This is a genomic window from Bacillus sp. GW823-FHT06B01 (assembly GCF_058952315.1).
This window is the reverse complement of record NZ_JBXAHR010000003.1, coordinates 174,653-197,789: the sequence shown is the minus strand read 5'-3', so window position 1 is coordinate 197,789 and position 23,137 is coordinate 174,653. Positions and strand designations below refer to the sequence as shown.

Genomic DNA, 23,137 nt, shown 5'->3' with positions numbered 1-23,137 from the left:
ATGAAATAGGCGTTTTTTTGTACATACTACATACCAACTTTCTTCAAATCCGAACTTTCAATAATCGAATGGGAATATCCATCTTTCCCAACTCGCACCATCGCATCTATCTACCTTTAAATACAAAATCAGTCGTTATGTAAATTAACATTAACCACAATAAACTTAATATAAAATTTTCAGCTGTAAAAAGGTGGAATAGACCACCTTTAAACTTTTTTGAAGCATTCTCTGCCTCTTGAATTTCCTCAAAGTAGGTCAGTAAAAAATAAATATCCTCCCCTAATTCTTTAAAAATCAAAGCAAATTCTTCAGGTGAAAATATAGCATTAGTAGTATTTAAAGGGACATTAAAGTCCATAGGAGTGGTAAAAACCCCTGATTGCAAAGTATCTTCTACTTTAAATAATCTTTCTCTTAAATCCTCAGGAATTACTGATATGTATTTTGTTATAAATGAGTCCATATCCTTAGAATTTTTAACTTTGAAATACTTTGTATATGTTTGGACAGTCCATCCAACCTCTTTGAACATTTCCAAAATGTTATTTGTTTGTACTGTAGAATCAAATTCTAATACCTTTACATTTTCACTTAAAAAATTGGATTTCACATGAGTTTTTATATTGGTATGTAAATTTAAGACCTGTTCTTTAACATCCTCAATATTGTTGATGTCCCCTTTTGTTTCACATGGTTTTTTTGTTATGAAATTAATATAGTCTTTAGCTAATTCCATCACCATTTTCTCATATCTTTTCCCTAGCATTTTATATACTTTATTTTTCGCTCTCTTCTCTTCATTCTTTTGCAATAAGTAAGTAATAAAATAAGACCCAATAAGGATAAATAAGCTATCAATTATAATGCTTGGAATTAATGAAAGCCAGAAGCCTTCTGTTAGTCCAGTTCTATAATACTGAATTATCAGCATTACTATAGATAAAGCAATAACAAAAATCCAAATTACTATATGCTCTTTTAATGTCATTAACTTTTTAAATTTCTTCATTTCTTAACCACCTACTTAATTTATGAAAATTATACCATTTTCATAAACTAAATAGATATAAATGGTGGTTCATTCTTTCCCTAGTAATTAATTTAATAAAACAAATAAATTGATACTGCACAATTCCATAATTACCTTTTAAATAAATAGCAGAGTGAGGACTTACAGCTTGAATTTCACGAACAACTGCCAGTGGGAAACGTAAACGATTTTCTAAAGAATCACCCCCACTTTCGCAGCTAAGCTTTAGAGAAGCATGCATCGCCTGGTTCGAAAACATGGAACAGCACTACTTCCTCTTTTCAACAATGCTAGCAGGAAAAGGAGCTTCCGCTTTCCGCAAACACTTCTTCGACTACATCATCGAACAAATAAAAGATGACATAGATATTAAAGAAGGTGTAAACAAAGGATTTAGTGAAGACATGATTATTACATTCTTCGGATACGCTAGCGTAGGAGTCGTAGAAACATACTTCATGAAGGGACTTCCTGATCCGCCGGAGGTTGTCGCAGAGCAGCTTGGATTATTATTAAATCGGAACTTTTAAACGAAAAGAGGCTATTGTATGCACCGATTGGACCGGATTATACAGTAGCCTTTTTCTTATGGAGTAAAACGTCGATAAATTTAAGTTACAAATATTCAGAATTAATATTAAAATAAAAATGGGGATAGGGGTATGGGATTCTAAAATTTATACATAACGAGGGAATAGAAATGAAACTACAATTAAAAGCGGATTTAGGGCTACTACTAGTTACATTCTTTTGGGGTGCATCCATCTTACTTACAAAGGTTGGACTTGAAGGCATCGAAGAATACAACTTAATTGCATTACGATTTATCATCGCCTTTCTTTTATCAGGTTTAATATTTTACAAACATTTATTCAAATTCGATTTTAAAACGGTAAAATATGCATTTATACTCGCTTCTGTCTTATTTATCGTTTACATTTTCGCGACATTCGGCACAAAGTATACGAGTGTTTCTAATGCTGGTTTCTTACTATGTCTCACAGTCATTTTCATTCCGATATTATCAGCTATATTTTTAAAACACATTCCGGAAAAGAAAGTGATAGTAGGAATCTTTTTAACGATAATTGGAATCGGCTTATTAACATTAACGAGCGAATTCAAGATCGGTAATGGCGATATATTTTGCATATTGTCTGCCTTATTTTATGCGATTCACGTCATCATTACTGGTAGCGTAACGAAACATGTGAACTCCATTGCACTTGGAGTCATACAACTCGGTTTCGTCGGCCTATTTAGTCTTATTTTTTCATTCATTATCGAAACGCCAAAACTGCCTAGCACAACCAACTCATGGCTCATCATCCTAGCCTTAAGCATATTCTGCACCGCAGTCGCTTTCATCGTGCAAGTAATCGCCCAGCAATACACGACGCCTACACATACCGGACTTATCTTTTCATTAGAACCTGTCTTTTCCGCAGGCTTTGCTTTCGTTTTCACTGGTGAAACACTTACTGGGAAAGGATACTTAGGGGCGACACTTATATTAGTGAGTGTTTTGATTGCTGAGGTGGATTTTAAGGGGTTGTTGCGGGTTAATTATAAGAAGAATATGGAATAGTTACTTCGCTAACGTACATAAACATACCCCGAAAATATTCGTTTGTATTATTTTCACCCTATTACCTTAATTTTTTAGATGCTATCTTTGAATAAGGTAGCATCTAAAATATGTTACAAAGAATTATTATATTTATGTAGCCTGCATAGCTAACCTTTTCTACATTACTTACTGCACATAGTCATACAGATTTTTCGCTAACAATAAACAAGTTACTGTAATGAAAAGAGCACGAACATACCCGCTTCCTTTTTTTATAGCAAATTTGGAGCCAACGATCCCTCCAGCAATTTGAGCAATCCCCATTATAAAACCATACGCATAGTTTACTTGCCCTACATACATAAATATTAACAATGCACCAACATTACTTCCTAAATTAAGAAACTTCGCATTACCTGCCGCTTTTAAAAAATCATATCCAATAAATAAAAGAGCAAACATTAAAAACGAACCTGTGCCAGGCCCTAGAAATCCATCATAAAAACCAATAGCAAAAATAAAAAAGGTAAAAATAATGACGTGTCGACCAGATAGTTTCTTATGAGTAGAAATACTACCCCAATCCTTTTTAAATATCGTATAAATAGCGACCACACCAAGCATTACCAGCATCAATGGCTTCAGTACTTCTGGGTTCATTAAATGAACGGTCCATGCACCTACTATAGAGCCTATAAAAGTGAGTGGAAATAATTTAAAAGCCGATTTCAAATCAAGATTACCAGAACGATAAAACACAATATTACTAGTTGCACTTCCCATTGTTGATGCTAATTTATTCGTGGCTACTGCACTTGCTGGATTCAGCCCTGTAAATAATAAAGCGGGTAAGGCAATCAATCCACCACCACCTACAACTGAATCAATAAATGCAGCCACAAACCCAAAAACAATCAAAATAATTAATATAGATGGGTCTAAATAAAAATCCATACTAGTAGCCTCCCCTTTAGTCACTATTGTAATAGTAACTATCAATTTGCTAAATGTAAAGAGTTATTGTAACGTTGAAATATAAAGTGAAACTTTAATCAGTGAGGGGTTTTGTTCATCCCCCACTGATTATCAGCCCTCACCAATCGGGCTTTTACGGGCAGCCCGACCCCCACCTAACTTCTTTGCTTCCGCTGAATTTTGAGGTGGGGTCTTACTGCCCGGCAAATAGCGGGATAAAAGCAAACATCGGAGGACGAAAAAAGTGGACTACATAGTACAACAGCTTAAAAAAATTGGTTTTAATGAATATGAAGCTAAATCTTATGTATCTCTTGTGAAACAAGGGCCTGCTACAGCCTACCAAGTGAGTAAGGATTCGGGTGTCCCAAGAGCGCGCATTTATGAGATTTTGGGTAACCTTGTAGAAAAAGGAGTTGTCATGAAGGAAGAAATAAATGATACCACCCGCTATTCACCTCTACCGGTTGAAGTCTTTTTACAGAAGGCTCAATCAGAATGGCAGTCTACTTATGAAGGAATCAGTGATTCATTAAAAAAATTAGAAACTTCCGAGGAAAAAACGGATAATCGAGTGATTACGTTAAAAGACAATAAAACAATCATTAGCTATTGTCAGGCATTAATAAAAAAAGCAGAACAACGTATTGTCATTTCAATGTGGGATGAAATGTATGAAGCGTTAAAAGAAGATCTATCTGAAGTAGCTGATAAAGTTACAATACAAGGTATTACCCTGCATGTTGAAAATCCCATCAAAAATCTAGAAGCTCATCGTATAACACCTTATACAGAAACCTTATCTACAGAACATTGGTTTATTTTATCGATAGATTCTAAAGAGATGATTTATGGACCATCACTTGAAGAGCGTAATATTGCTTTTTATACAGATGACCCCGTTCATATATACCTATTAGAGGATTATGTATGGCATGATGTTTTAGTAAATCGACTTGTCCGACGTAGCCAAGATGATTTGCAGCAATGGATTACTGCAGAGAGAAGATCTTTCTTTATGGGGAAATAAGAAACATATTTAAAGAATCAAAGAATAAAGCATAAGTTAATGAAATGAAACACTTATGCTTTATTTTATTTGCAAAGCGATACTCGATCCTTTTCACTATTTCTCCTCCACAAACCGCCCAAACTCCTTCAAAAATCGCAGTTTAAAACTACCCACAGGTCCATTCCGATGCTTCGCCACATGAATCTCCGTCATCTCTTTCTGCACCGTTTCCTTATCATAATAATCTTCGCGATACATAAGCATAATGACATCCGCATCTTGCTCAATTTGTCCTGTCTCTCTTAAATCAGATAAAAGAGGTCGCTTATCTTGCCGTGCTTCTACGGAACGAGATAATTGCGACAACGCTACTACACAAACATTTAATTCACGTGCTAATTGCTTAAGCTTACGAGAAATTTCACTAATCTCTTGAAATCGATTGCCCTTATGCTTCGAATCTCCCGTAATAAGCTGCAAGTAATCTACAATAACTAAAATCTTTTTATCCCCATGCTTCCTCTTTAACTTACGAGTCTGCATCCAAATATCTTGCACCGAAATACCTGCGTTATCGTAAATCTCAAATGGTAATTCCCCAATCTCCGCAAACGCCTTACTCACCTTTTCCCAGTCCTCTATCGCAAAACGATGCTTCGGATTTTTCAGCCTACCTCCTGACACTTCACCTACGCAAGACGCCATCCTTTTTAACAATTGCTTACTACTCGTCTCTAATGAAAACAATCCTACCGCCGCTCCAGACTTCGCCGCATGTAGTCCCACATTTAACGTAAACGCAGTCTTCCCCATAGAAGGACGCGCACCAAGAACGACAAAATCACCTTCCTGCAATCCGCACGTCATTTTATTTAGCGATGTATAACCAGTCTCAATACCAGTAATCTCTTTCGCATCTTGATGAAGCTCTTCATATAAATCAACTAGCGCATCCTTCAAATCAAACTCACATACACAGTCCTTTTCCTCTAACTCACAAAGTGCCGTAATCGTCTCACCAATAATTTCCTCATTCTTCTCCGCAATAAGACGTTCTCCCATCTTGTGCCCGAGAACACCCGCCTGATACATTTTCCAGGCACCTCGAACAAGCCCCTCATAATAAGAGAAGTTGGCAGTTGTAGGCACACCATCCATTAACCCTATAAAATACTCCATTCCCCCGATCCCCTCTAAAAACTTCGGATCTACCCTAGAAATGAACGTCACAAGATCAATCGGTTGCCCCTCTTCTTCCATTTTTCGCATTAACTGAAATATAGACTTATGCACTGACAGAGAAAAATACTGCACCGTCAAACGGCACTCCTTAATAAGCTCTCCATCAAGTAATAGAGAACCTAATACCGTCTTTTCCGCCTCCACATTTTGAATACTCATGGACGCCACCCGCGCTCCGCTAAAAAGCGCTGCAACTCTTCCTCAGACGGCGCATTCTTCTCCCACTCCTCACACCTCGCCAAAAACTCCTCCGTCTCCCCCGTACTAACAGACGGCTCCTTCTTCCGAAAGCTCGCCGTATCCGCCTCAACCTCAGAAACTTTCGTAAATCCTTTCCCATGCCAACCTCTCAAAATGCCCTTCACATAAGCAACCGTCCTCTTATTATTCTCAAACGCAATTTGAAGAGCCTTCAGCACAAGCTCCTCTGACAAATCTTCCATCCACGCACTTAATTCTTCCACAGTATGAGGGGACAAACTACCGAAATGCTCCTCATAAAAAGAAAACACGCGTCTCCCCGTTTCTTCCTCTATAACCTCTTCTTCCGCCTCTGTCTCCTCGCAAACCGGCTCAACATCATCCACAGCCAATTCACCAGGCATACCAAAATGTGCTAAAAGCATCGGAACACTCAGCTCCTCCTCAGCGCACCTCTGAAGAAACATATGTACAAACTCCTTATTCTTCACACCCTTAAGCTCACGAAGCACACACTTCTCCACATTCGTATTCGTCACAGGATTATAACGAAGCCAATTCAAAACGAATAACTCCCGCGTATCCGCATCATAAAGAATCTTCCCATAATCAATGAAGCGCTGCACAAGCTTATCAACAGTCTCCCGATTATAACCCGTCTCCATCTCAGCTAACCGCTTTGGAAAAGGAAAAATCCCACACTGCGTCGTCTTCGAACAAGTTAACAAATACACATAAAAATACCGCTCCTCCGGCGTCAAATCCAAAACAAAATCATCCTGCCAAAAATTCACCTGCACAGTACGATACACCGCCATCCCAATTCCTCCCGTCCTAATTCAAAAATGAAAATTTCCTCTTTGTACTATATATAGGAAGGAGGGCCGGGTTTTTGGCGTATTATTTCAAAATTTTTTTCGACTCCTACTACGGTGTTTGTTGGTGTTTTTGTTTTGTTATGTTTTTTCTTAGTGATTTATTACTTGGTAGGGGCTTGTAAGGGGCTTATAAGGGGCTAGTTATCGGTTACTTCGATTAGAAACACACGATCTGAAAAGCCACCTCGTTCTTCTGCTTTCTTTTTACGGATGCTGTTGATTTCTTCTAGTGTTGTGCCTTCGTGTTCGGCTAGGGCGTTGATTAGTTCTAGTAGATCGGATAGTTCTTCTAGTTTATGTGCTTTTGTGTCTGCTTCTAGATATTCGGTTAGTTCTTCTTCTGTTTTCTTGCAGAGTTCCTCTATGTATTCATCTTCGTTTAGGATTCTTGTTGTGGGTGTATTTCCGTTGGATTTTATTATTTGTGGGATTTTGTTTCGGATTAGTTTGTTGTATGTTGGCATGGGTGGTTCCTCCGTTTGGTTTTTCTTTTATATACTTTAAATTATGTTATATCTGTAACCCATTTTTCATTTGGCTTTTCAGCCTTAAAGTTACGTTCTAAAATATTGAGCGCAATCTTACCTACATTCCCTTTATAAGAACAATATTTTTTCATACGACCTAAACTTTTCAGGCCTAATTCTTTCATAATTCATTGAACTTTTTATGGTTGATTTTGTATCCTTGGTCCATTAGCTCATCGCGAATACGGCGGTATCCATAACAACCTTGGTGTTCATCTTAAATGTTTTGAATTAAAATCTTTAACTCTTTGTCTTTATCTGGACGATTAGAATTCTGTATCCAGTAATAATACATGCTTCGTGGGAGTTCCACTAACTTTAAAAGTGCCTTCACCGGAAATGCTTTCCTTATTTCATAGATCACTTGAGCCTTATCTTGTTTGGTGATTTCCCCCTGTTTTGAACTAAGGCATTCAACTTTTTTAAATAAGCATTCTCCATACATAAACGCTCCAACTCAGCTCGTAATGCTTCTACTGGTTCTTCTGTTTGTAGGTGGATACTACAACGAAAAGCAATAACGGTATTATCTAGACAATACCATACACATAGTTACTAGATACTCTTTATACTAGTACACTTCAATATCATGATATTTACTAAATAATATCACTAGCATTTCAGGCGCTGGTTTTACATAACGAACTGTATTTTTTCTTCTTTTTAAATCCTGCAGCCAATTGTATGTAATACCATGTGATTCTGAAAACTCTTTTTCCAAATCCGCTAAAGTCATGTTTAATATTTTAGTTTCAATCAATTTATCTATTATATACTTAATACTTCCCTCTTTAATCTCCGTTTCCGTCAATTTACCTGTATCAAACTGCTGCAAAATCTCCGCTAAATTTTCAGGTTTTATTGGAGAAAGGTTTGAATATTTATTTTTCTTTATTCCTGATACTACAGTACTAGATTCTGCAAAATAATCTGCAACTTCTCTTTGGTTTGTTTTGATTAAATTCTGTTCTAATAAATTTAATACATATTTTATATTTCCAAATTTAACATCTCTATCAGTTAACTTGTCTGCATCGTACTCTTGAAGAATATATTCTATATTATCTGGACATTTCGGCAATACTTTATTATATTTATTCTCACTATCAGATTCATCTAGGTTAAATAATTGATTTACTAACACATGATAGGATTCCGTTTCTAATGCTATTGCATCTTGAGACATCTTAATTATTCCTGATTTTACTAGTCTTATTAAATATTTAATATTTGATAAGGTCTCTATATCAATTCCTAGACTATTTCCACTTAACTTATTAGTTAAACTCATTCCCTCTTCTCTATATTTTTGTATTAACTCTTTTTCATATTGAAGAGCTTCTTCCTCATCTATCGCTTCTTTAACAATTCTATGTCCAAATCCAACAATTCTTTTAAAACTTTCACACTTCATATTTCGAATACCCGCTGAAATTCTATTTCCTAGACCTTTTCCAACGTAATAAACATCTCCACTTTTTAAATTGTAAGTTTCTTCTTTAAATTCAATACTCCCATCATGTAGTGCAAAATATTCATAAACATAATAATTTTTCTCCATAATTTCACGATTAGTTAATTTCCCTTCCACTTTCAATTCAATCACTTGCCTTTTTATAGCTTCCGGATAAATTTTTTTCTTTTTCTCCATATAGAAAAACACCTCCAACTAGTCGTTATATCTACATACGACAGCAGGGGTGTTTTTCCTTGTCTCACTTTATTGGGTCACTTTATTGGGTCACTCTACTTAGTATGCGAATTCAGGAGGTGTTTTTTCATGTACCACTATTCGGGTTCACTTCACGTTGATTAGAAAAAATTTTTATATAATGTCTCTTTACTTCCACCCCTTTCTAGTTCTTAAAAATTCTTTCACATCATTTTCAAGAATTAAACATAAGCTCCTTAACTTATCTAATCTTTCTTCTACACTTTCATTTTGTATAATAAAATTATATAAACGTTTTTCTTGAATCTTACTGTAATGCTTATTTATTTGTTCCATTTCGTCCATATTCCAATTACATTTAGAAAAATCTATTTCTATAAAAGGTGGATGAACAAACTTCTCACTATCACTAAACATATACTTCATTTTCATTGAATCAAATATTAACCAAAGTAATTCATCTCTTGTTACAAACACCGGAATCTTTTTCGCAGAGCTAAATCTCCCACTAACTAGTGTAGGTAACGTAAGGTCTAATGCAGCATTCCAAATTCCATGTATAAAGTGTGGAATAGTTTTCTTACTCGAATGGATTAAACTTACCGCCTTAGGATGACCACTTAATAATAAATTACCATAAATCACATGAGTTAAACTCATTATATTGATTTCATTAGCTAGAAAATCAATATAATTAATCATTTTTTTCACATTAGAAGATTCAGTTACATCATTATAAATTAAATATAATTTAAGTAAACATGCATAGCTTAAAATAATCAAACTTTGAAATGAACTTTCCTGCTCTAAGCTTTCAGCTTTAGATGATTTTCGTTTTGACTTATCTTTTACAGGTTCCGAAAATTGAATCAATTTACTATGTTCAATTATTTGTAAAAAATCCATTTTGAATAGATCACTTAAAATATCAACTGTCTCATCTAACTTCTCATAATTTATTTTAAAATTATTAAGATTCCTACAGGATTCCTCTACCCCTAGAGAGTAATCAATGGATACATTATATTGTTCAATATGCATAAAAAATTTTTTCAATTCATCCCAAAGTACTTCATCTACTATTGTCTTACTAGGTGTCCTATAAAAATCTCTAAGATATATACAAATATTAGCATCTAATTGTAATTGGATTGCACTTGGATTTAATATCTTTACCAACTCTTCTATAGATCCAATGTCTTCTCTGATATACATAGAACTATATCTAAATTTCATAATTTTCCCCCTCCATTTCGGCTTCCATTACATATTCCCTAATTTAAATTGTAGTTTAATAGAAATTCAAAATATTGTTCTCTTTTCTCCATACCTATGATATTATTACGATAGTCCCATAGCTTAATCTGGTTTAAAGCGCCCCTTTCTGGGGAAGTTGCAGGTTCAAGCCCTGCTGGGCTTAGAAAATTATTTTATAGTTTTCTAAGCCCAGCAGGATTTTTTATTTTCTTAATAAATCAGGATTAATTTTTTTGATTTCTTCCCAAATATGTTTGTCAAATTTAGCTCTCTTTAAAGACTTACATTCCATTAACTTATGAATATCCAAATTCAAAGCTCCTTTGAAATTAGAATCGTGAAACAGTGAATCCTTAAAACTTACTTCAGATAAATCGGCTTTCTTAAAATTTGTATTCTGAAATGTTGAATTCTCAAGCTTAGCCCGTGTTAAATTTGCTTCCCCTAAATCAGCACTTTTAAAATTGGTTTCACTACACTTAATATTTTTTAGACAAGTCTGTGTTAAATTTGCACCTTGCAGATTACTTCCACATAAATTTGCACCCTGTAAATCTGCTTTCTTTAAATTTATCTTTTTCATTCTGGCTCTCGCTAATTTAGCACCCATTAATTTAGCACCTACTAACTGTATGGATTCACCATCAATAGGTTCTAATTTTGCTTCTTCTAAATAACATCGTGTCAAATTTATATTTTCTAGCCCATGGTCACTTAGTTTCCTAATACAGTGTGCAATTTTATGAGATACATCTTGCGTTTGTAAATCTCTATATTCCTCTATTGTATCCTTATACATTCGAATTTCTCTTGATATGTCTATTTTTTTTGTAAAAAAAGTCAACATAATACCAAATATAAAAACATCTAATAATGAATTATGCAAATTAACCAGAAATCCCGACCAAAAATCTGCACTATCATAAATCCCTTTATAAATTGAAAGTATAACCGTTATTCCTAATGCACCCATAAGAATTAAAAAGGGACTCCTTATATCTTGTAAAACCTCTATAAGAAATTTCTTTTTTAATTTCAAATTAATTCTCCTTTCTTATTATCTTCAAATCCCTTACTACATCCCCTAACAAAATAACACAATATCTCCCTGATTATTTGGAAATATAAACTTAATCAATACAAACGAACGTTTTTCTAATTATATAGAATGGACTAAATCACTAGACGGTTAGAAAAGTTGATTTTTATACCACTTAAACATCAACTTTTTTCCTAACCTCCCTCTTTGAATAGACTATAATATAAAATACTCTTACTATTTTACTTAAAATCATTATTCAAGTCCCTGCTTCACTTGAATAAAATAAGCAATATTTTATTTAATATAATCATAAAGCTTATTACTAACTGATTTCTCCATGATCATATTCATCGTAACAACCGGTAGTTCTGTCCCATTTTCATCTTGTATTTCAGTTTGTTCGACACTCACTTTATCAGGTCTCGCTTTCTCTTAACTCTTTAGCTTATAAAACACTTATAAGAAATAAATGTTGGATAGGCTACACTAATTTGGACAGATAAAATAAGGGCATGTAAACTTAGATTATCAAATTAAGGGTGCTTGCTACTGTAACACGTCAACATCAAACTTTTACACCCAAATTTAAACTACAAGTAGTGAAAATTTATGAAAATGGGAAATCTCGTGCAGATATTTCCCGTGAATATGACATAACACCTTCAGCATTAGGTCGTTGGACTAAAAGCCATACAGAAACAAGCACTTTCGTTGCGAAAGATAATCGAACAGAAGAAGAAACGAACTGGCTCGATTACGCAAAGAAAACCAACGTTTATTGATAGAGAACAATATTTCAAAGCAGACGGCGCCGATCATGGAACGAAAATAGATGCGATTCGAAATAACGCTTACAACTATTCGGTATCAGCAATATGTGACGTCCTCGATATTCCGAAAAGCACATATTACTACCATGCTGATTTAAATGGCAAACGTGCGCTTAAAAAAGAAGAGAAGGAACTTCCGAAAGATATTCGCAACAATTATGGTACGCGAAAAATCAAGAAAGAGCTGACTAAATTGGCTCAGCCCAAACAAATCTCACGTCGTCGAATTGGTCGTTTAATGAATAAATTAGGTCCTACCTACACAATAACGCAATATAAGTCACATCATTCAGCGTGTAATAAATCACCTATAAAAATGAATTACAACATCAATTCAATCAAGAAAAAGAGTTAGCAGTGATTGTTAGCGATTTGACATACGTCCGTGTCGGAGCGAAGTGGCATTATGTATGCCTATTTGTGGACTTTTTTAATCGTGAAATCATTGACCATAGTGCTGGTGTAAATACGACTGCAAACCTTGTGTACCAAGCTTTAGTGAGCATTAAAAGTAATTTAAATACCATCGGGATGTTTCATACAGATCGAGGAAAAGAGTTTGATAATAAGCTCATTTCTCTTGAACTGGATGATTACGTTCATTGGTTCAACAACATTCGAATTCACGGAACATTAGGCTATTTAACACCAGTGGAATTCAATCAACAGATCTTATAATTTTTGTCCAGTTTAGTGTTGACATACCAGATTTTGTCTCGGATTATTTTGTTGTAGGTTGGCATGGGATTTCCCCTCCGGTGTTTTTTTCTTCTATTATAATGGAAAAAGCAGTTTAATTAGTTTGAACTGCACCCCAATTGTTAGACACAGACTATCAATTAAAGATGCAGCTCACTCTTTACTTACTGCCTTTTACAGCCACTTCACCGAGGTTGCTTTTAAATAGCCTCATTACTAAAAACTATCACCTATAGCTTCGTATACTTCTTACTCACTCCGTATGCTTTCTCTACAGGATATTTTTCATTATTCTTCTGAAGTTTCTCTTCAATCGCCTGTTTAATATCTACTCCTACCTCATGTGCAAATAGCAATGCATACATTAATACATCCGCAAGTTCTTCTTTCATATCTTCACGCTTTTGGGATACCGCTTCATTGCTACTTTGCCATTGAAAATTTTCAAGTAACTCACTTGCTTCAAGGGAAAGAGATAATGCTAGATCTTTTGGATTGTGAAATTGTTTCCAATTACGCTCATCCCTAAACTTAATCACTTTATCTGTTAGTTCTTTAATTTCATCCATACATTCACCTTATTTCATTAATTTATCAATCTGAAATAGCACATATAGTATTTATATCTCACCTTCAAACAAAGTGCACCTTCCTTTTGCTCTCTAAAGAATAACACTATTTATATGTTTTTAACTAATTATCTCAAAATATTTGTTGCATTTACAAAACAACTCACTTATTACTATTGTAATTCTTCACCTATAAATAAAGGACTAATACTACTTCTATAATTACATGTCGGAAAAGCTTTAAGTAACCTTTCCATCATATTAATATTACCTACAGAGTCACTGTTTGAGATACTTATATTATTAAATATCAATATAAATTTTGACAAAGACAAATATTTTTCATCCGTCCAAAGGAATTTAAATTGAATTTCTCCATCCATCATTCCGAAAGTGTTATTTTAAATGTTTCATTCATATTTATACAACAGAAAAAGGCCTAGAAGTAGGTGTACCTTCAGAAATTTTCTTTTCAAAATACTCTCTTACATTCGGATTTTCAAAATATACTTTACACCCTTCAATTCCTCTAGTCAGTAAGATATAATAGATGTTTAATATATAAGCCGTAAACTCTTCTTCATTAAATTCTTTCAATAAAGGTGTTCCACCTGTATCCTTATAGTTTTCTTTTACACCTACAAGATTTCCTTGATCATTTACTTCTATATCATTTCCAATAATTACACCAACATAATCAATATCAGCACCTTGAATCGCATGAATAGAACCAATTTCCATTTTAGAACTTTCTAATTCAATCCATTTTTCATGTTGACTATTCCAACGCCATTTATTGCAGTCATCTTCCCAGTCATGCGGCAACTGCGATTTTTCCTTGCCCTTATTACCTTTAGACTTCGGATTTGACTTCCATTCCTTCGTATAACCGGCAATGACACGATTTGTAGTATTAGCATAAAACTTTTCCATATCTGTCGTGAAGTGGAATAACTCACTAATTGAATCCACAATTTGGAAATAAGAATCTTTATTCTTATATTCAAAAATAGCAGGATCAAAATTACTATCCTCTAAAATATTTAAAGCATACTGAATGCCTTTTACAAAACTTTCTCCATCAAATTCTTCATTGTTAATGATATTACTTTTAATTCGAAACTGCTGCTCTAAGCTATGCTTTTTATATTCAGCTGTCTGATGATTAAATTCACTACGTGTAATATCCTGTGGACGTATAGATTGAAATGCATCGTAAAATAACACAATTCCTTTTGATACTTCTTCTAGCATATGCAGTTCATTAATATAAGGCTCTTCTTTATTAAAATGTCTTTTAGATTCTGGATGACCTTTTGGATAATAACGTTGTAGGCGATGCGATTCATCTACTAAAACCATATCAAATGCAATTTCCTCTTTTTTCGCTCTACTAATTAATTGACCTGCTCTTTCGAACTTCAGTTTCCCAGCTAAATTAAGTTGCTTTAACACTCGATTAAATTTATCAGTTAAATTCCCTGTTGTTACAATACCAATCTTTAAATCTGGATTTTCATTAATCAACTTGTACATTATAGACATTAATAAAATAGACTTACCTGTTCCCGCTCCACCGATTACCATATGTTTATTATGTATATTTTCTACAATTTCCTTTTCATATTCAGCTTGTTGCTTGCTTAGCTGCTTAAAAGGTGAATACTTGAATAAAATTTTATTTCGAATCTTTGACAGTTCTCGTGTAACTACTAACTTTCTAACAAACAAGTGTTTCTCCCAAAGCTTTACAAAGACAACTTGTTCCATTTCATTTTTTCCATTGTATACTGGCTGTACCTGACCGTTATTGCGATTAAGAAAATTAAATTTTGTTATATCTTTCTCAGCAAACATATGATTGATAAGCATAAATTCTAAATCTTTCACATGAGATTCTGTAAACTGTGAGGCATTGTAAATGACCATACATTGATTAAACTTCCCTTTTAAGAAGTAGGAATCCCCCATATGTTGATTGTGTCTTGTGCAAAAATCTTTTGTCTCACCTATATAAATATTTTTTAAATCCAAGTTGTAATAAATATAAGTAACAAATACATCTTCTAATACCTTACGTTCAATATTTGATAGTTTTTGAATATCTTTTTGATATACTACTGTTTTATTTATTTCTAATGGAAATTCTAATATATTAAAATCCATAAAAATCCTCCTATTTAATAATTTCACTTATAATCTTTATTATAAAAAAGTTCAAATTTAAATAAACAGCTCATTTTCTATGCTTTCTACAATTTTTATTACTTTTTAATACATGACTCTTTTTATATTTTTCAACTCCCCCTCCCCCATTAGGTATCTGCACTACTTTGTAGATACCCTAACAGTAATCATATCTTTCTACCTGATGACGTTAATTACTTCTTTAAACGGGTAAGTCGCAAGTCTCTTGATATTCCCCTTCTAGCACCACAACAATAATTAGCTTTACTTACGAACTAAAGGACCTTACACTAATTAACCCTTTAATTACCTTAATAGTTAAATTATAGCACGGTTTTTATAATAACGAAGCATCCACACCGTAACATCCCTAATATTTGCAAACTCACTAATCATCCATGTCATATCATCATCTACTCCGATAATTTCTCTTTCACATACTGAAGTATTTAAGAAATATCTCCCCGTGCTGGCCTGCACCATTAAAATGAACCCACAACAACCAATAAAAAACACATTACAATCCAATAAATAAGGCCATATCAAAAACATACTATGATGTCATTTTGATACAGCCTTATCTTATCTACTAATACTACTATCCCTTTAATCATTTTAAGCGCATAAAGGTATTATCCACCTACAAAACATTACCATCCTTTAAATAATCATAAAGCTTATTATCCATCGATTTCTCCATAATCATGTTCATCGTAACAACCGGTAGTTCTTTTCCATTTTTATCTTGCATTTCAGTTTGTTCTACACTTGCTTTATCAGGTGTCGCTTTCCCTAAATAGTAAAAGTCACTTCCCTCGTCATCATCTTTTTTCACAAAAATATGGACGTCAATATTATTTTCTTTAGCATCAATAATTGTTTGAACTTCCTTTGATTTTAATGTTCTATTACTTCTTGTATACCATTTAAGAACATCTTGATTAAGGAATTCATCACCGTAGTCCACACTGGATTCTACCTCATCATTTTTATGGTATGTGATAAATATTGGACAAGTATAGTACTTTGTCTTATAACCATACATAGTTGAGCTCTCATCATTATGCCAATTTAAAAGTTTACAAACATCTTTTCTTGAGTATTTTTTATATACAGTAAGGTTACTATCACACTCATAGTTTTTGCTCTTTTCCCTTGCACTTTTAATAATATCCATAACCATACGCTTAAAGTATTCATTTTGTTCTAAGCTTTTTCGGATAGAATCATTAAACATATACGTCTTATCGTCCTGTAAAGAGAGAATTGGCTTTTCTCCATATTTCTTTTGGCTGTTTTGCAAGAAAAATTCTAATTCAAAAATTCGTTGCACAGAAGTAATCGTGTCATCATCTGTTAAGCAATTAGATTTTTCAAGTTGTTTTATATACTCATCTTTATCAACTTTTTCTTGCTTTAGTAACAATTCTAATAAAACGATTTCGTTTTTACGTTTTCCATTCAATACTTCCAATGAAAACATCGTTAAAACTTTATTTTCGTACTCTGTTAATGCAGGGACGTCTTCTTTCATTTTCAATAAGAACTGATAATAGTTCGAATATCCTTCTGCAAGTACAACTGGATCAATAGAATGATTTACTATAAAATCATATAGATATGGAGTTCTTCCTATTCTATTTTTCAACTCAGCAAAAGCTTCCTTCAATACTTTCATTGCTGTTAAATTACTATTGTTAATCGCTTTAAAGATCTGCTTTTTCGCTATTTCTTCAAAGTTAACTGTTGAAATACCTTTAATATAACTCGTGTCATTTGTATATCTACGTATATTATCTTTATTTTGTGATCTATCTCCTGAAAGGGCAATCGGAATTAAATAGTTATTTTTATAGTTTCCAATAAAATCAATAATCGTAACAAAAGCTTTCGAATCGTGTTTTCGAAGTCCACGCCCTAGCTGCTGTATAAAGATAATACTTGATTGAGTTTGTCTCAACATAACAACTTGGTTCACACTTGGAATATCAATTCCTTCATTAAAAATATCTACTGTTAAAATATAATCCAGTACGCCATTTTCTAATTGATTAACCCGCAGTTCTCTTTCCTCTTGGGAATGATCGCCGGTTAATGCAAATGTGCGAAAACCTCTATTATTTAAGGCATATGATAATTTTTCTGCCTCATCTTTTCTGCTGCAAAACATTAATCCTGTTACTTTCTCACCAGAATAACCATAGTATTTTACTTTTTCAACTACATGATCCACTCGCTCTTCCGTAACAAGTTTAGATAAAGCAGTAGTGTCATCTATCTTTTCACCATTATATTCAAAATCAGTAACTCCAAAATAATGAAAAGGACAAAGCATATCTTCTTCAAGTGCTTCTTGCAAACGAATTTCATAAGCAATATTGTAATCAAATAGCTCATAAATATTAAAATTATCTGTACGTTCAGGTGTAGCAGTCATTCCCATTAAAAATTTTGGTTTAAAATAATCAATAACTCTATGATAAGAACTAGCACCAGCTTTATGAACTTCATCTATTAAAATATAATCAAATAGCTCAGGATCAAATTGATGTAAATTTTCTTCTTTTGAAATAGTCTGGATTGTCGCAAATAAATATTTAGCATTTATTTGCTTATTTGATCCTGATAAAACTCCAAAGTCCTCATCGGCTCCACCAAGAACCTTTTGAAAATCTGATTTTGCTTTATTTAATATTTGCTCTCGGTGAACAATAAATAGCATCCGTTTAGGTGCAAAATTTCTAACATCAAATGCTGAAAGATATGTCTTACCCGTTCCTGTTGCAGAGATAACTAATCCTTTTTCTTTTCCAGCGTCTCGAATAGCTTGTATTTCTTTTAACGCAGCTTGTTGCATTTTATTTGGCGTAATTTTCAACGCTTCTTCAATTGCATTATGATATTGACCAGGTAATTCTATAACTCGATCTAGCAACTTATTTTCTGTAACTTGTTCATATATTGTTTCGTAATTTGCAATTAACTCTTCAGTTAATACTTGAGAATGCTCCCAGACTTCTTCAAATTGATTTTTAAAATGTTGAACAATCTCTCCATCTTCATGCGATGTTAACTTAACGTTCCATTCATAGTTTACCTTCAAAGCATGTGCAGTCAGATTTGAACTACCGACAATTAATGAACAATGTGTTTTATTATCAAATATGTACCCCTTTGAATGAAAACCAGATAAGTTTGTTAATCTTACTTCTACATTTTCAAGTTTCATTAATTCTCTAAACACTTTTGGTGTATTAAAATTTAAGAATGTAGATGTTAATATACGTCCTTTAACCCCTCTTTGTTTAAGATCAAGGAAATGCGATTTTAAAGTCGCCAGTCCACTTTCAGTAATAAAAGCCACTGAAAAAATAAAGGATGTACTATTTTCTAGCTCCTCCAACAATGAACTTAAAACATTTTCATTTTTTTTCGTATTGTTTACTAATAATTTAGGCTTATATATTCCGGGATGACTATGTTTTTGATCAATAAACCCTTTATATAAAGACCCCTCTAATTTTTGAATAAAATTCTCCATATGATCACCATTTATGACAAATTTTTATATTAATTGTATTACTCACTGATTTAAAGTGCAAATTTATTACAATATAAAAAACTATCCGCCTAAAACGGATAGTTTTTTATCAAATTACTTTACAATAGATTCTTTTGATAACTTCTCAATAGTTGGGATATCCGCAGGTGCCCATTCTAAAGCTGCTAGTTCATTCGGATATAACCATTTAATTGCTACGTGCTCAGTTAGAACTGGACTTCCTTCAACAAGTTTACAATAGAAAGTTTTCAAATGAACAATACCAAAATCATACTCATAGGCTGTATAATCAATTTGTTCACCAATCTGCACGCTACAATGCATTTCTTCATCAATTTCACGCTTTAACGCCTCTTGAGGTGTTTCTCCCTCTTCTATTTTTCCACCTGGAAATTCCCACATAAGAGGTAGCGATTTAGATGGCCCTCTTTGCGCACATAAAATTTTCTCATCTTGAACAATTACCGCTCCAACAACATAAATATTTTTTTTCATAATGTCCTCCTTAAATCTCACAGAAACTCTATAATATACGTTTCGAATCTTATAGCGTGAAAAATGCCTTCTATATATTTTTAATCGGCGAGATAGATTTTTACAGATTCCCTCTCATCCACCGTCTTTAATTTAGTTAGCCTGACATTTCCGTCTCTATCATATTAATAGAAGTAACTACAAAAGAAAAGAGTAGCTTGATACCTCACCGACTTATCACAACTAAAACCATGTATTCTACACACTACACCGCCATACAAAAAAGAGAGCGCCTATTTAAAGTGCATCCTAAAATCTAGACACGTATTTTTTGTATATCACTGAGTTTACAAAAGCAGCCAATATGTACCGTGAAATATATAGATCTGTTGAATCTGACATATTCGAACTTGGATTAGAGCTATAGCATTATTTTGAATATACACTAGGCGATATAATATATACTGGAAATAAAAAATTGGTATGACATATACACAGACTGGTACTCTTCACACAAAAATTATTGATAAGAAATTTTTAAAAACTTAGCAAGATATTAAAAATTTTAAAGACAGTATAAACAATTTATCTTTTAAAATTAATACAGAAAAAAACGATATCAAAAAAGAGAAGGGGAAATACATAAAAGTGATGCAAGACTAAACAACTCCGAAATGCTTGTATTACATTAGAAAAATTTCACCAGTTACCATTGGGTATAACAGATGAGGAATGTTTAAAATTTATTGAAAGATTTGATAAAAGAGAACGAAGAGTTTGAAACGGATTACGTTTTTGTTAAGAACGATGGAGAGCAAATCGATCGTAATCATTTTCGGAAACGACTGAGGAAGTATGTAGAAGAAACAGGAATTATAAAGCGAGTACATCCCCACCTATTCCGGCATACTTGTACTACGATGTTTTTAGAGGCTGGTGGAGATATACGTCATTTGCAGATATTGCTTGGGTACACTGATTTGCGTATGTTGTTGATACGATATACGCATTTATCGAAACAGGCGTTGCTTAATCAACACGATAAATTTTCACCATTGAATCCCTTGATAGATAAGCTAAATAAGGAACGAAAAATATTACGTTAAATTATACTATTTAGAGGGTTTAAAGAGCGAAATGTAAATTTACATTTTTCTTTTTCTTTTTCTTTTTCTTTTTCTTTTTCTTTTTCTTTTTCTTTTTCTTTTTCTTTTTCTTAATTAAAAACCTAAATTAAATTCACTACAATACATTTAAAACAAATTACTCTTCATTATTCAAATGTTTAGTAATTGATACTAATAAATTTTCTATTCCTTCTTTTCTAAGCTTATTCTCTTCTATATTTTTTCTGTGTTCTATAATAACCTGTTCAGATTTTTTAATTTTTTCATTTATTAATCCTAATTCTTTTTCTATAATTACTTTTATTTCATGTGAATAGGAATGCATATCCATCTGGATTCTATTTTCATCTGGCACTTTATATTCTATATTTAAACTTTCATTAACATTTATAGAAGGAAATAACATTTCCAATTCTTGTTTAGCATAACGTCTATGTCCCCTATCAGTTTTCTCAAACTTATGTCCTCTTTCTTCAGCCTCAATCGCTTTTTTTCTCAAAGTATTTACACTTACACTAAGGATGATAGTCCTTGAATTTCACAAAATAAAAAACCTATTCTATTTAATTAGATTTTACGCATGCATATTCTTAATTATTCAATAAAACGTTACAACTTATTACTAACATTGTCCTACTCAACTATTTCCCTCTAATTTCGCCATCCCATTCACTCTACATACAGATTCTACAGATGCAGTCTCTTAACACCTAAATCATGACCCTCAACTATGTGTAGAAGTGTTTAATTAACTTTAGGCTTACGCACATAGTCTGCTTCATTTTCAACTATAAAATGGTTAAGATTCATCAAACATTTCTAAAAACAAAAAATATCAAGTTTGTGTTTTTGAAGACCCATCAACTTTAAGACCAGATATTGCACATCTCAAAGACCAAGAATACAGTGAAAATCAAGAACAAGAAAAGGTTAAAAACTATTCATAATATTAAAAAATTAAATTCTGAGCAAAATAAAAAATTACCATTATTTTCATGTATAATTAAAGTGAAAATTCCATACATAGGAAGGAGATTTTATGACTGATATAGTTAAAGATTCAATTAACCAGGTTATTGAACAACTTACAATTAATCAATTACACTCAATAGTTGAGGTGATAGATAACAAAGGTTTCATTACCGATGAATGTGCGACTGCTGATGATAAACTCCTATTAAATAAAATGATGATTAAATATGGTTCTAAGAAGATTATCAATAGATTGCAACAAGAAGCTGGTTATCTTTACAAATTGGGCTCCGCTGGTTCATATGATAGTAACTACGGTGAAGTATTAGCTATATTTAGTTATGACTTTTTTAAAGATGCTCTTGATTTTGAAAGACAAGCACTTGTTCCTTTTATTGAAAAAGAAAAAAATAATATGTACTCCTAAGCACCTGAAACGGATTCCTTTAAATTTTACCGAAGATAGTCGCATTGTGACTATCCTTTACGATATGGCAAAAGGGGCCTCAAATTGGTCCTACTTTAAATTAAAAAGGGAGCTCACATTATGAGCCCTCTTTATTGGTGTTGAAAGGGTTGAATGTTTCGTTTCTCCCTTTTTGATAATAGGTGCCTTACAAAACACCAGATGCCTAATTCATAAGTAATCCTTGAAATGGGAGTACCTATTTTTTCATTACAAGGCTAATGGGCTGAAGTCTGGTTTAGTTGCTTCAGTAGTAGAAATCCACTCTCCCAGTTTGTCAAAATACTCCTTCACTTCTTCTTCACTTTTTGTTTGAGAAGCCTCCCAAATATCAGACAGGAAATATCCTAAGTCAGCTGGATATGAAATCCCTTCACCTGTAAAAGCTTTTTCTAAGCCAGGGCTTGCGTATGTGTCAGATTCAACTTTTCCTTTTGCTGTTCCAACTACCCAGCCCTTTTCAGTTTTCGTCAAATTGTAAGTGTCTTTATGTCCCCAACGTTTGCTATGTACTTTTAGTTTAAATTCCACGCCAATATTTTGCATGTTCATTCCTCCTTTGATAATACTTTTATTCTATATCAAAAAAGGTAAATTTAGCAATCTGTCATAATGATAAACTCCTACTTGTTAGTCACCCTCTCCATTATGACGAATTTCTACATTGTCTCGTACTTCTAATAATTCTGGTTGTTCTGCTTTAATCTATTCAATTAAATCAAATTTATTTCCCAAACAAAAAATTTGTCTATATGATTGAACAGTCTGTAAGTAATTATAAAAACCAATATTCTCCACATTGTCTAATACAAAGAATTGATTTTCGATAGGTAACCAATACG

General features: G+C 33.1%; 21 protein-coding genes, 1 tRNA gene and 3 pseudogenes. 7 read left to right on the top strand and 18 right to left on the bottom strand.

Features of this window, described 5'->3' with window-relative positions; genetic code table 11:
* Positions 1-26: 26 nt before the first annotated feature.
* From AC1Q8N_RS14140 to AC1Q8N_RS14130, 3 genes and pseudogenes are all read right to left on the bottom strand, one after another.
* Positions 27-104: pseudogene (locus tag AC1Q8N_RS14140) on the bottom strand (epimerase); the annotation flags it as partial.
* Positions 105-106: 2 nt separating this feature from the next.
* Positions 107-1,012 (bottom strand): hypothetical protein, encoded by a 906-nt coding sequence (locus AC1Q8N_RS14135; protein WP_098080467.1) that lies wholly within the window; start codon positions 1,010-1,012, stop codon positions 107-109.
* A gap of 40 nt (positions 1,013-1,052) precedes the next feature.
* Positions 1,053-1,292 carry a hypothetical protein gene (locus tag AC1Q8N_RS14130; RefSeq protein ID WP_098080469.1) on the bottom strand — a complete coding sequence of 80 codons (240 nt, stop codon included), beginning with the start codon at positions 1,290-1,292 and terminating at the stop codon, positions 1,053-1,055.
* Between the two features lie 28 nt (positions 1,293-1,320).
* Here AC1Q8N_RS14130 and AC1Q8N_RS14125 point away from each other — a divergent pair, with 28 nt between their 5' ends.
* Both AC1Q8N_RS14125 and AC1Q8N_RS14120 read left to right on the top strand, forming a co-directional pair.
* Positions 1,321-1,563 (top strand): TetR-like C-terminal domain-containing protein, encoded by a 243-nt coding sequence (locus AC1Q8N_RS14125; RefSeq protein ID WP_493521239.1) that lies wholly within the window; start codon positions 1,321-1,323, stop codon positions 1,561-1,563.
* A 170-nt stretch (positions 1,564-1,733) separates the two neighbouring features.
* Positions 1,734-2,621 (top strand): DMT family transporter, encoded by an 888-nt coding sequence (locus tag AC1Q8N_RS14120; RefSeq protein WP_098048612.1) that lies wholly within the window; start codon positions 1,734-1,736, stop codon positions 2,619-2,621.
* A gap of 168 nt (positions 2,622-2,789) precedes the next feature.
* On the opposite strand, the gene AC1Q8N_RS14115 is transcribed toward AC1Q8N_RS14120, so the two are convergent.
* Complete coding sequence (locus AC1Q8N_RS14115; protein WP_493521238.1) at positions 2,790-3,557, bottom strand: TSUP family transporter; 768 nt, start codon at positions 3,555-3,557, stop codon at positions 2,790-2,792.
* Positions 3,558-3,822: 265 nt separating this feature from the next.
* On the opposite strand from AC1Q8N_RS14115, the gene AC1Q8N_RS14110 reads away from it, so the two are divergent.
* Positions 3,823-4,608, top strand: a complete 786-nt coding sequence (locus AC1Q8N_RS14110; protein WP_493521237.1) for a TrmB family transcriptional regulator — start codon at positions 3,823-3,825, stop codon at positions 4,606-4,608.
* Positions 4,609-4,704: 96 nt separating this feature from the next.
* Here the strand turns inward: AC1Q8N_RS14110 and dnaB are convergent, their stop codons facing one another.
* From dnaB to AC1Q8N_RS14080, 6 genes and pseudogenes are all read right to left on the bottom strand, one after another.
* A complete protein-coding gene (dnaB, locus tag AC1Q8N_RS14105; RefSeq protein ID WP_493521236.1) occupies positions 4,705-5,991 on the bottom strand; it encodes a replicative DNA helicase in 1,287 nt (428 codons plus the stop codon).
* Positions 5,988-6,851, bottom strand: a complete 864-nt coding sequence (locus tag AC1Q8N_RS14100) for a DnaD domain-containing protein (RefSeq protein WP_493521235.1) — start codon at positions 6,849-6,851, stop codon at positions 5,988-5,990. Before AC1Q8N_RS14100 ends, dnaB begins: the two co-directional genes overlap by 4 nt.
* Positions 6,852-7,048: 197 nt before the next feature.
* The gene (locus AC1Q8N_RS14095; RefSeq protein WP_493521234.1) at positions 7,049-7,375 is read right to left on the bottom strand and encodes a nucleoside triphosphate pyrophosphohydrolase; all 327 of its coding nucleotides are present in this window, start codon (positions 7,373-7,375) and stop codon (positions 7,049-7,051) included.
* Between the two features lie 44 nt (positions 7,376-7,419).
* Positions 7,420-7,924, bottom strand: a pseudogene (locus AC1Q8N_RS14090) (IS3 family transposase); the annotation flags it as partial.
* Between the two features lie 85 nt (positions 7,925-8,009).
* Positions 8,010-9,089, bottom strand: coding sequence for a hypothetical protein (locus tag AC1Q8N_RS14085; RefSeq protein WP_493521233.1), 1,080 nt, complete (start codon positions 9,087-9,089; stop codon positions 8,010-8,012).
* Positions 9,090-9,278: 189 nt separating this feature from the next.
* Complete coding sequence (locus tag AC1Q8N_RS14080) at positions 9,279-10,346, bottom strand: hypothetical protein (protein WP_493521232.1); 1,068 nt, start codon at positions 10,344-10,346, stop codon at positions 9,279-9,281.
* Between the two features lie 112 nt (positions 10,347-10,458).
* Here AC1Q8N_RS14080 and AC1Q8N_RS14075 point away from each other — a divergent pair.
* Positions 10,459-10,530 (top strand) — tRNA-Glu (locus tag AC1Q8N_RS14075).
* Positions 10,531-10,569: 39 nt separating this feature from the next.
* Here the strand turns inward: AC1Q8N_RS14075 and AC1Q8N_RS14070 are convergent.
* On the bottom strand, positions 10,570-11,406 hold the full coding sequence (locus AC1Q8N_RS14070) for a pentapeptide repeat-containing protein (RefSeq protein WP_493521231.1): 837 nt from the start codon (positions 11,404-11,406) through the stop codon (positions 10,570-10,572).
* A 542-nt stretch (positions 11,407-11,948) separates the two neighbouring features.
* On the opposite strand from AC1Q8N_RS14070, the pseudogene AC1Q8N_RS14065 reads away from it, so the two are divergent.
* Positions 11,949-12,917 (top strand): annotated as a pseudogene (locus tag AC1Q8N_RS14065) (IS3 family transposase).
* 251 nt (positions 12,918-13,168) lie between these two features.
* On the opposite strand, the gene AC1Q8N_RS14060 reads toward AC1Q8N_RS14065, so the two are convergent.
* From AC1Q8N_RS14060 to AC1Q8N_RS14040, 5 genes are all read right to left on the bottom strand, one after another.
* Entirely contained in the window at positions 13,169-13,507 is a 339-nt protein-coding gene (locus AC1Q8N_RS14060) for a nucleotide pyrophosphohydrolase (protein ID WP_170961105.1), read from the bottom strand.
* 420 nt (positions 13,508-13,927) lie between these two features.
* The gene (locus AC1Q8N_RS14055) at positions 13,928-15,673 is read right to left on the bottom strand and encodes a DNA/RNA helicase domain-containing protein (protein WP_493521230.1); all 1,746 of its coding nucleotides are present in this window, start codon (positions 15,671-15,673) and stop codon (positions 13,928-13,930) included.
* A 339-nt stretch (positions 15,674-16,012) separates the two neighbouring features.
* Positions 16,013-16,246, bottom strand: a complete 234-nt coding sequence (locus tag AC1Q8N_RS14050) for a hypothetical protein (protein ID WP_493521229.1) — start codon at positions 16,244-16,246, stop codon at positions 16,013-16,015.
* A gap of 88 nt (positions 16,247-16,334) precedes the next feature.
* Complete coding sequence (locus tag AC1Q8N_RS14045; RefSeq protein ID WP_493521228.1) at positions 16,335-19,235, bottom strand: DEAD/DEAH box helicase; 2,901 nt, start codon at positions 19,233-19,235, stop codon at positions 16,335-16,337.
* Between the two features lie 114 nt (positions 19,236-19,349).
* Positions 19,350-19,751 (bottom strand): (deoxy)nucleoside triphosphate pyrophosphohydrolase, encoded by a 402-nt coding sequence (locus tag AC1Q8N_RS14040; RefSeq protein WP_000739608.1) that lies wholly within the window; start codon positions 19,749-19,751, stop codon positions 19,350-19,352.
* 725 nt (positions 19,752-20,476) lie between these two features.
* On the opposite strand from AC1Q8N_RS14040, the gene AC1Q8N_RS14035 reads away from it, so the two are divergent.
* Positions 20,477-20,836: a tyrosine-type recombinase/integrase gene (locus AC1Q8N_RS14035; RefSeq protein ID WP_241670157.1), complete on the top strand. Its 360-nt coding sequence runs from the start codon at positions 20,477-20,479 to the stop codon at positions 20,834-20,836.
* 157 nt (positions 20,837-20,993) lie between these two features.
* On the opposite strand, the gene AC1Q8N_RS14030 is transcribed toward AC1Q8N_RS14035, so the two are convergent.
* Positions 20,994-21,356, bottom strand: a complete 363-nt coding sequence (locus AC1Q8N_RS14030) for a hypothetical protein (RefSeq protein ID WP_098829779.1) — start codon at positions 21,354-21,356, stop codon at positions 20,994-20,996.
* Between the two features lie 540 nt (positions 21,357-21,896).
* On the opposite strand from AC1Q8N_RS14030, the gene AC1Q8N_RS14025 reads away from it, so the two are divergent.
* A complete protein-coding gene (locus AC1Q8N_RS14025; protein ID WP_493521227.1) occupies positions 21,897-22,256 on the top strand; it encodes a hypothetical protein in 360 nt (119 codons plus the stop codon).
* Between the two features lie 249 nt (positions 22,257-22,505).
* Here the strand turns inward: AC1Q8N_RS14025 and AC1Q8N_RS14020 are convergent, their stop codons facing one another.
* Positions 22,506-22,841 carry a hypothetical protein gene (locus AC1Q8N_RS14020; protein WP_493521226.1) on the bottom strand — a complete coding sequence of 112 codons (336 nt, stop codon included), beginning with the start codon at positions 22,839-22,841 and terminating at the stop codon, positions 22,506-22,508.
* Between the last annotated feature and the right edge of the window lie 296 nt (positions 22,842-23,137).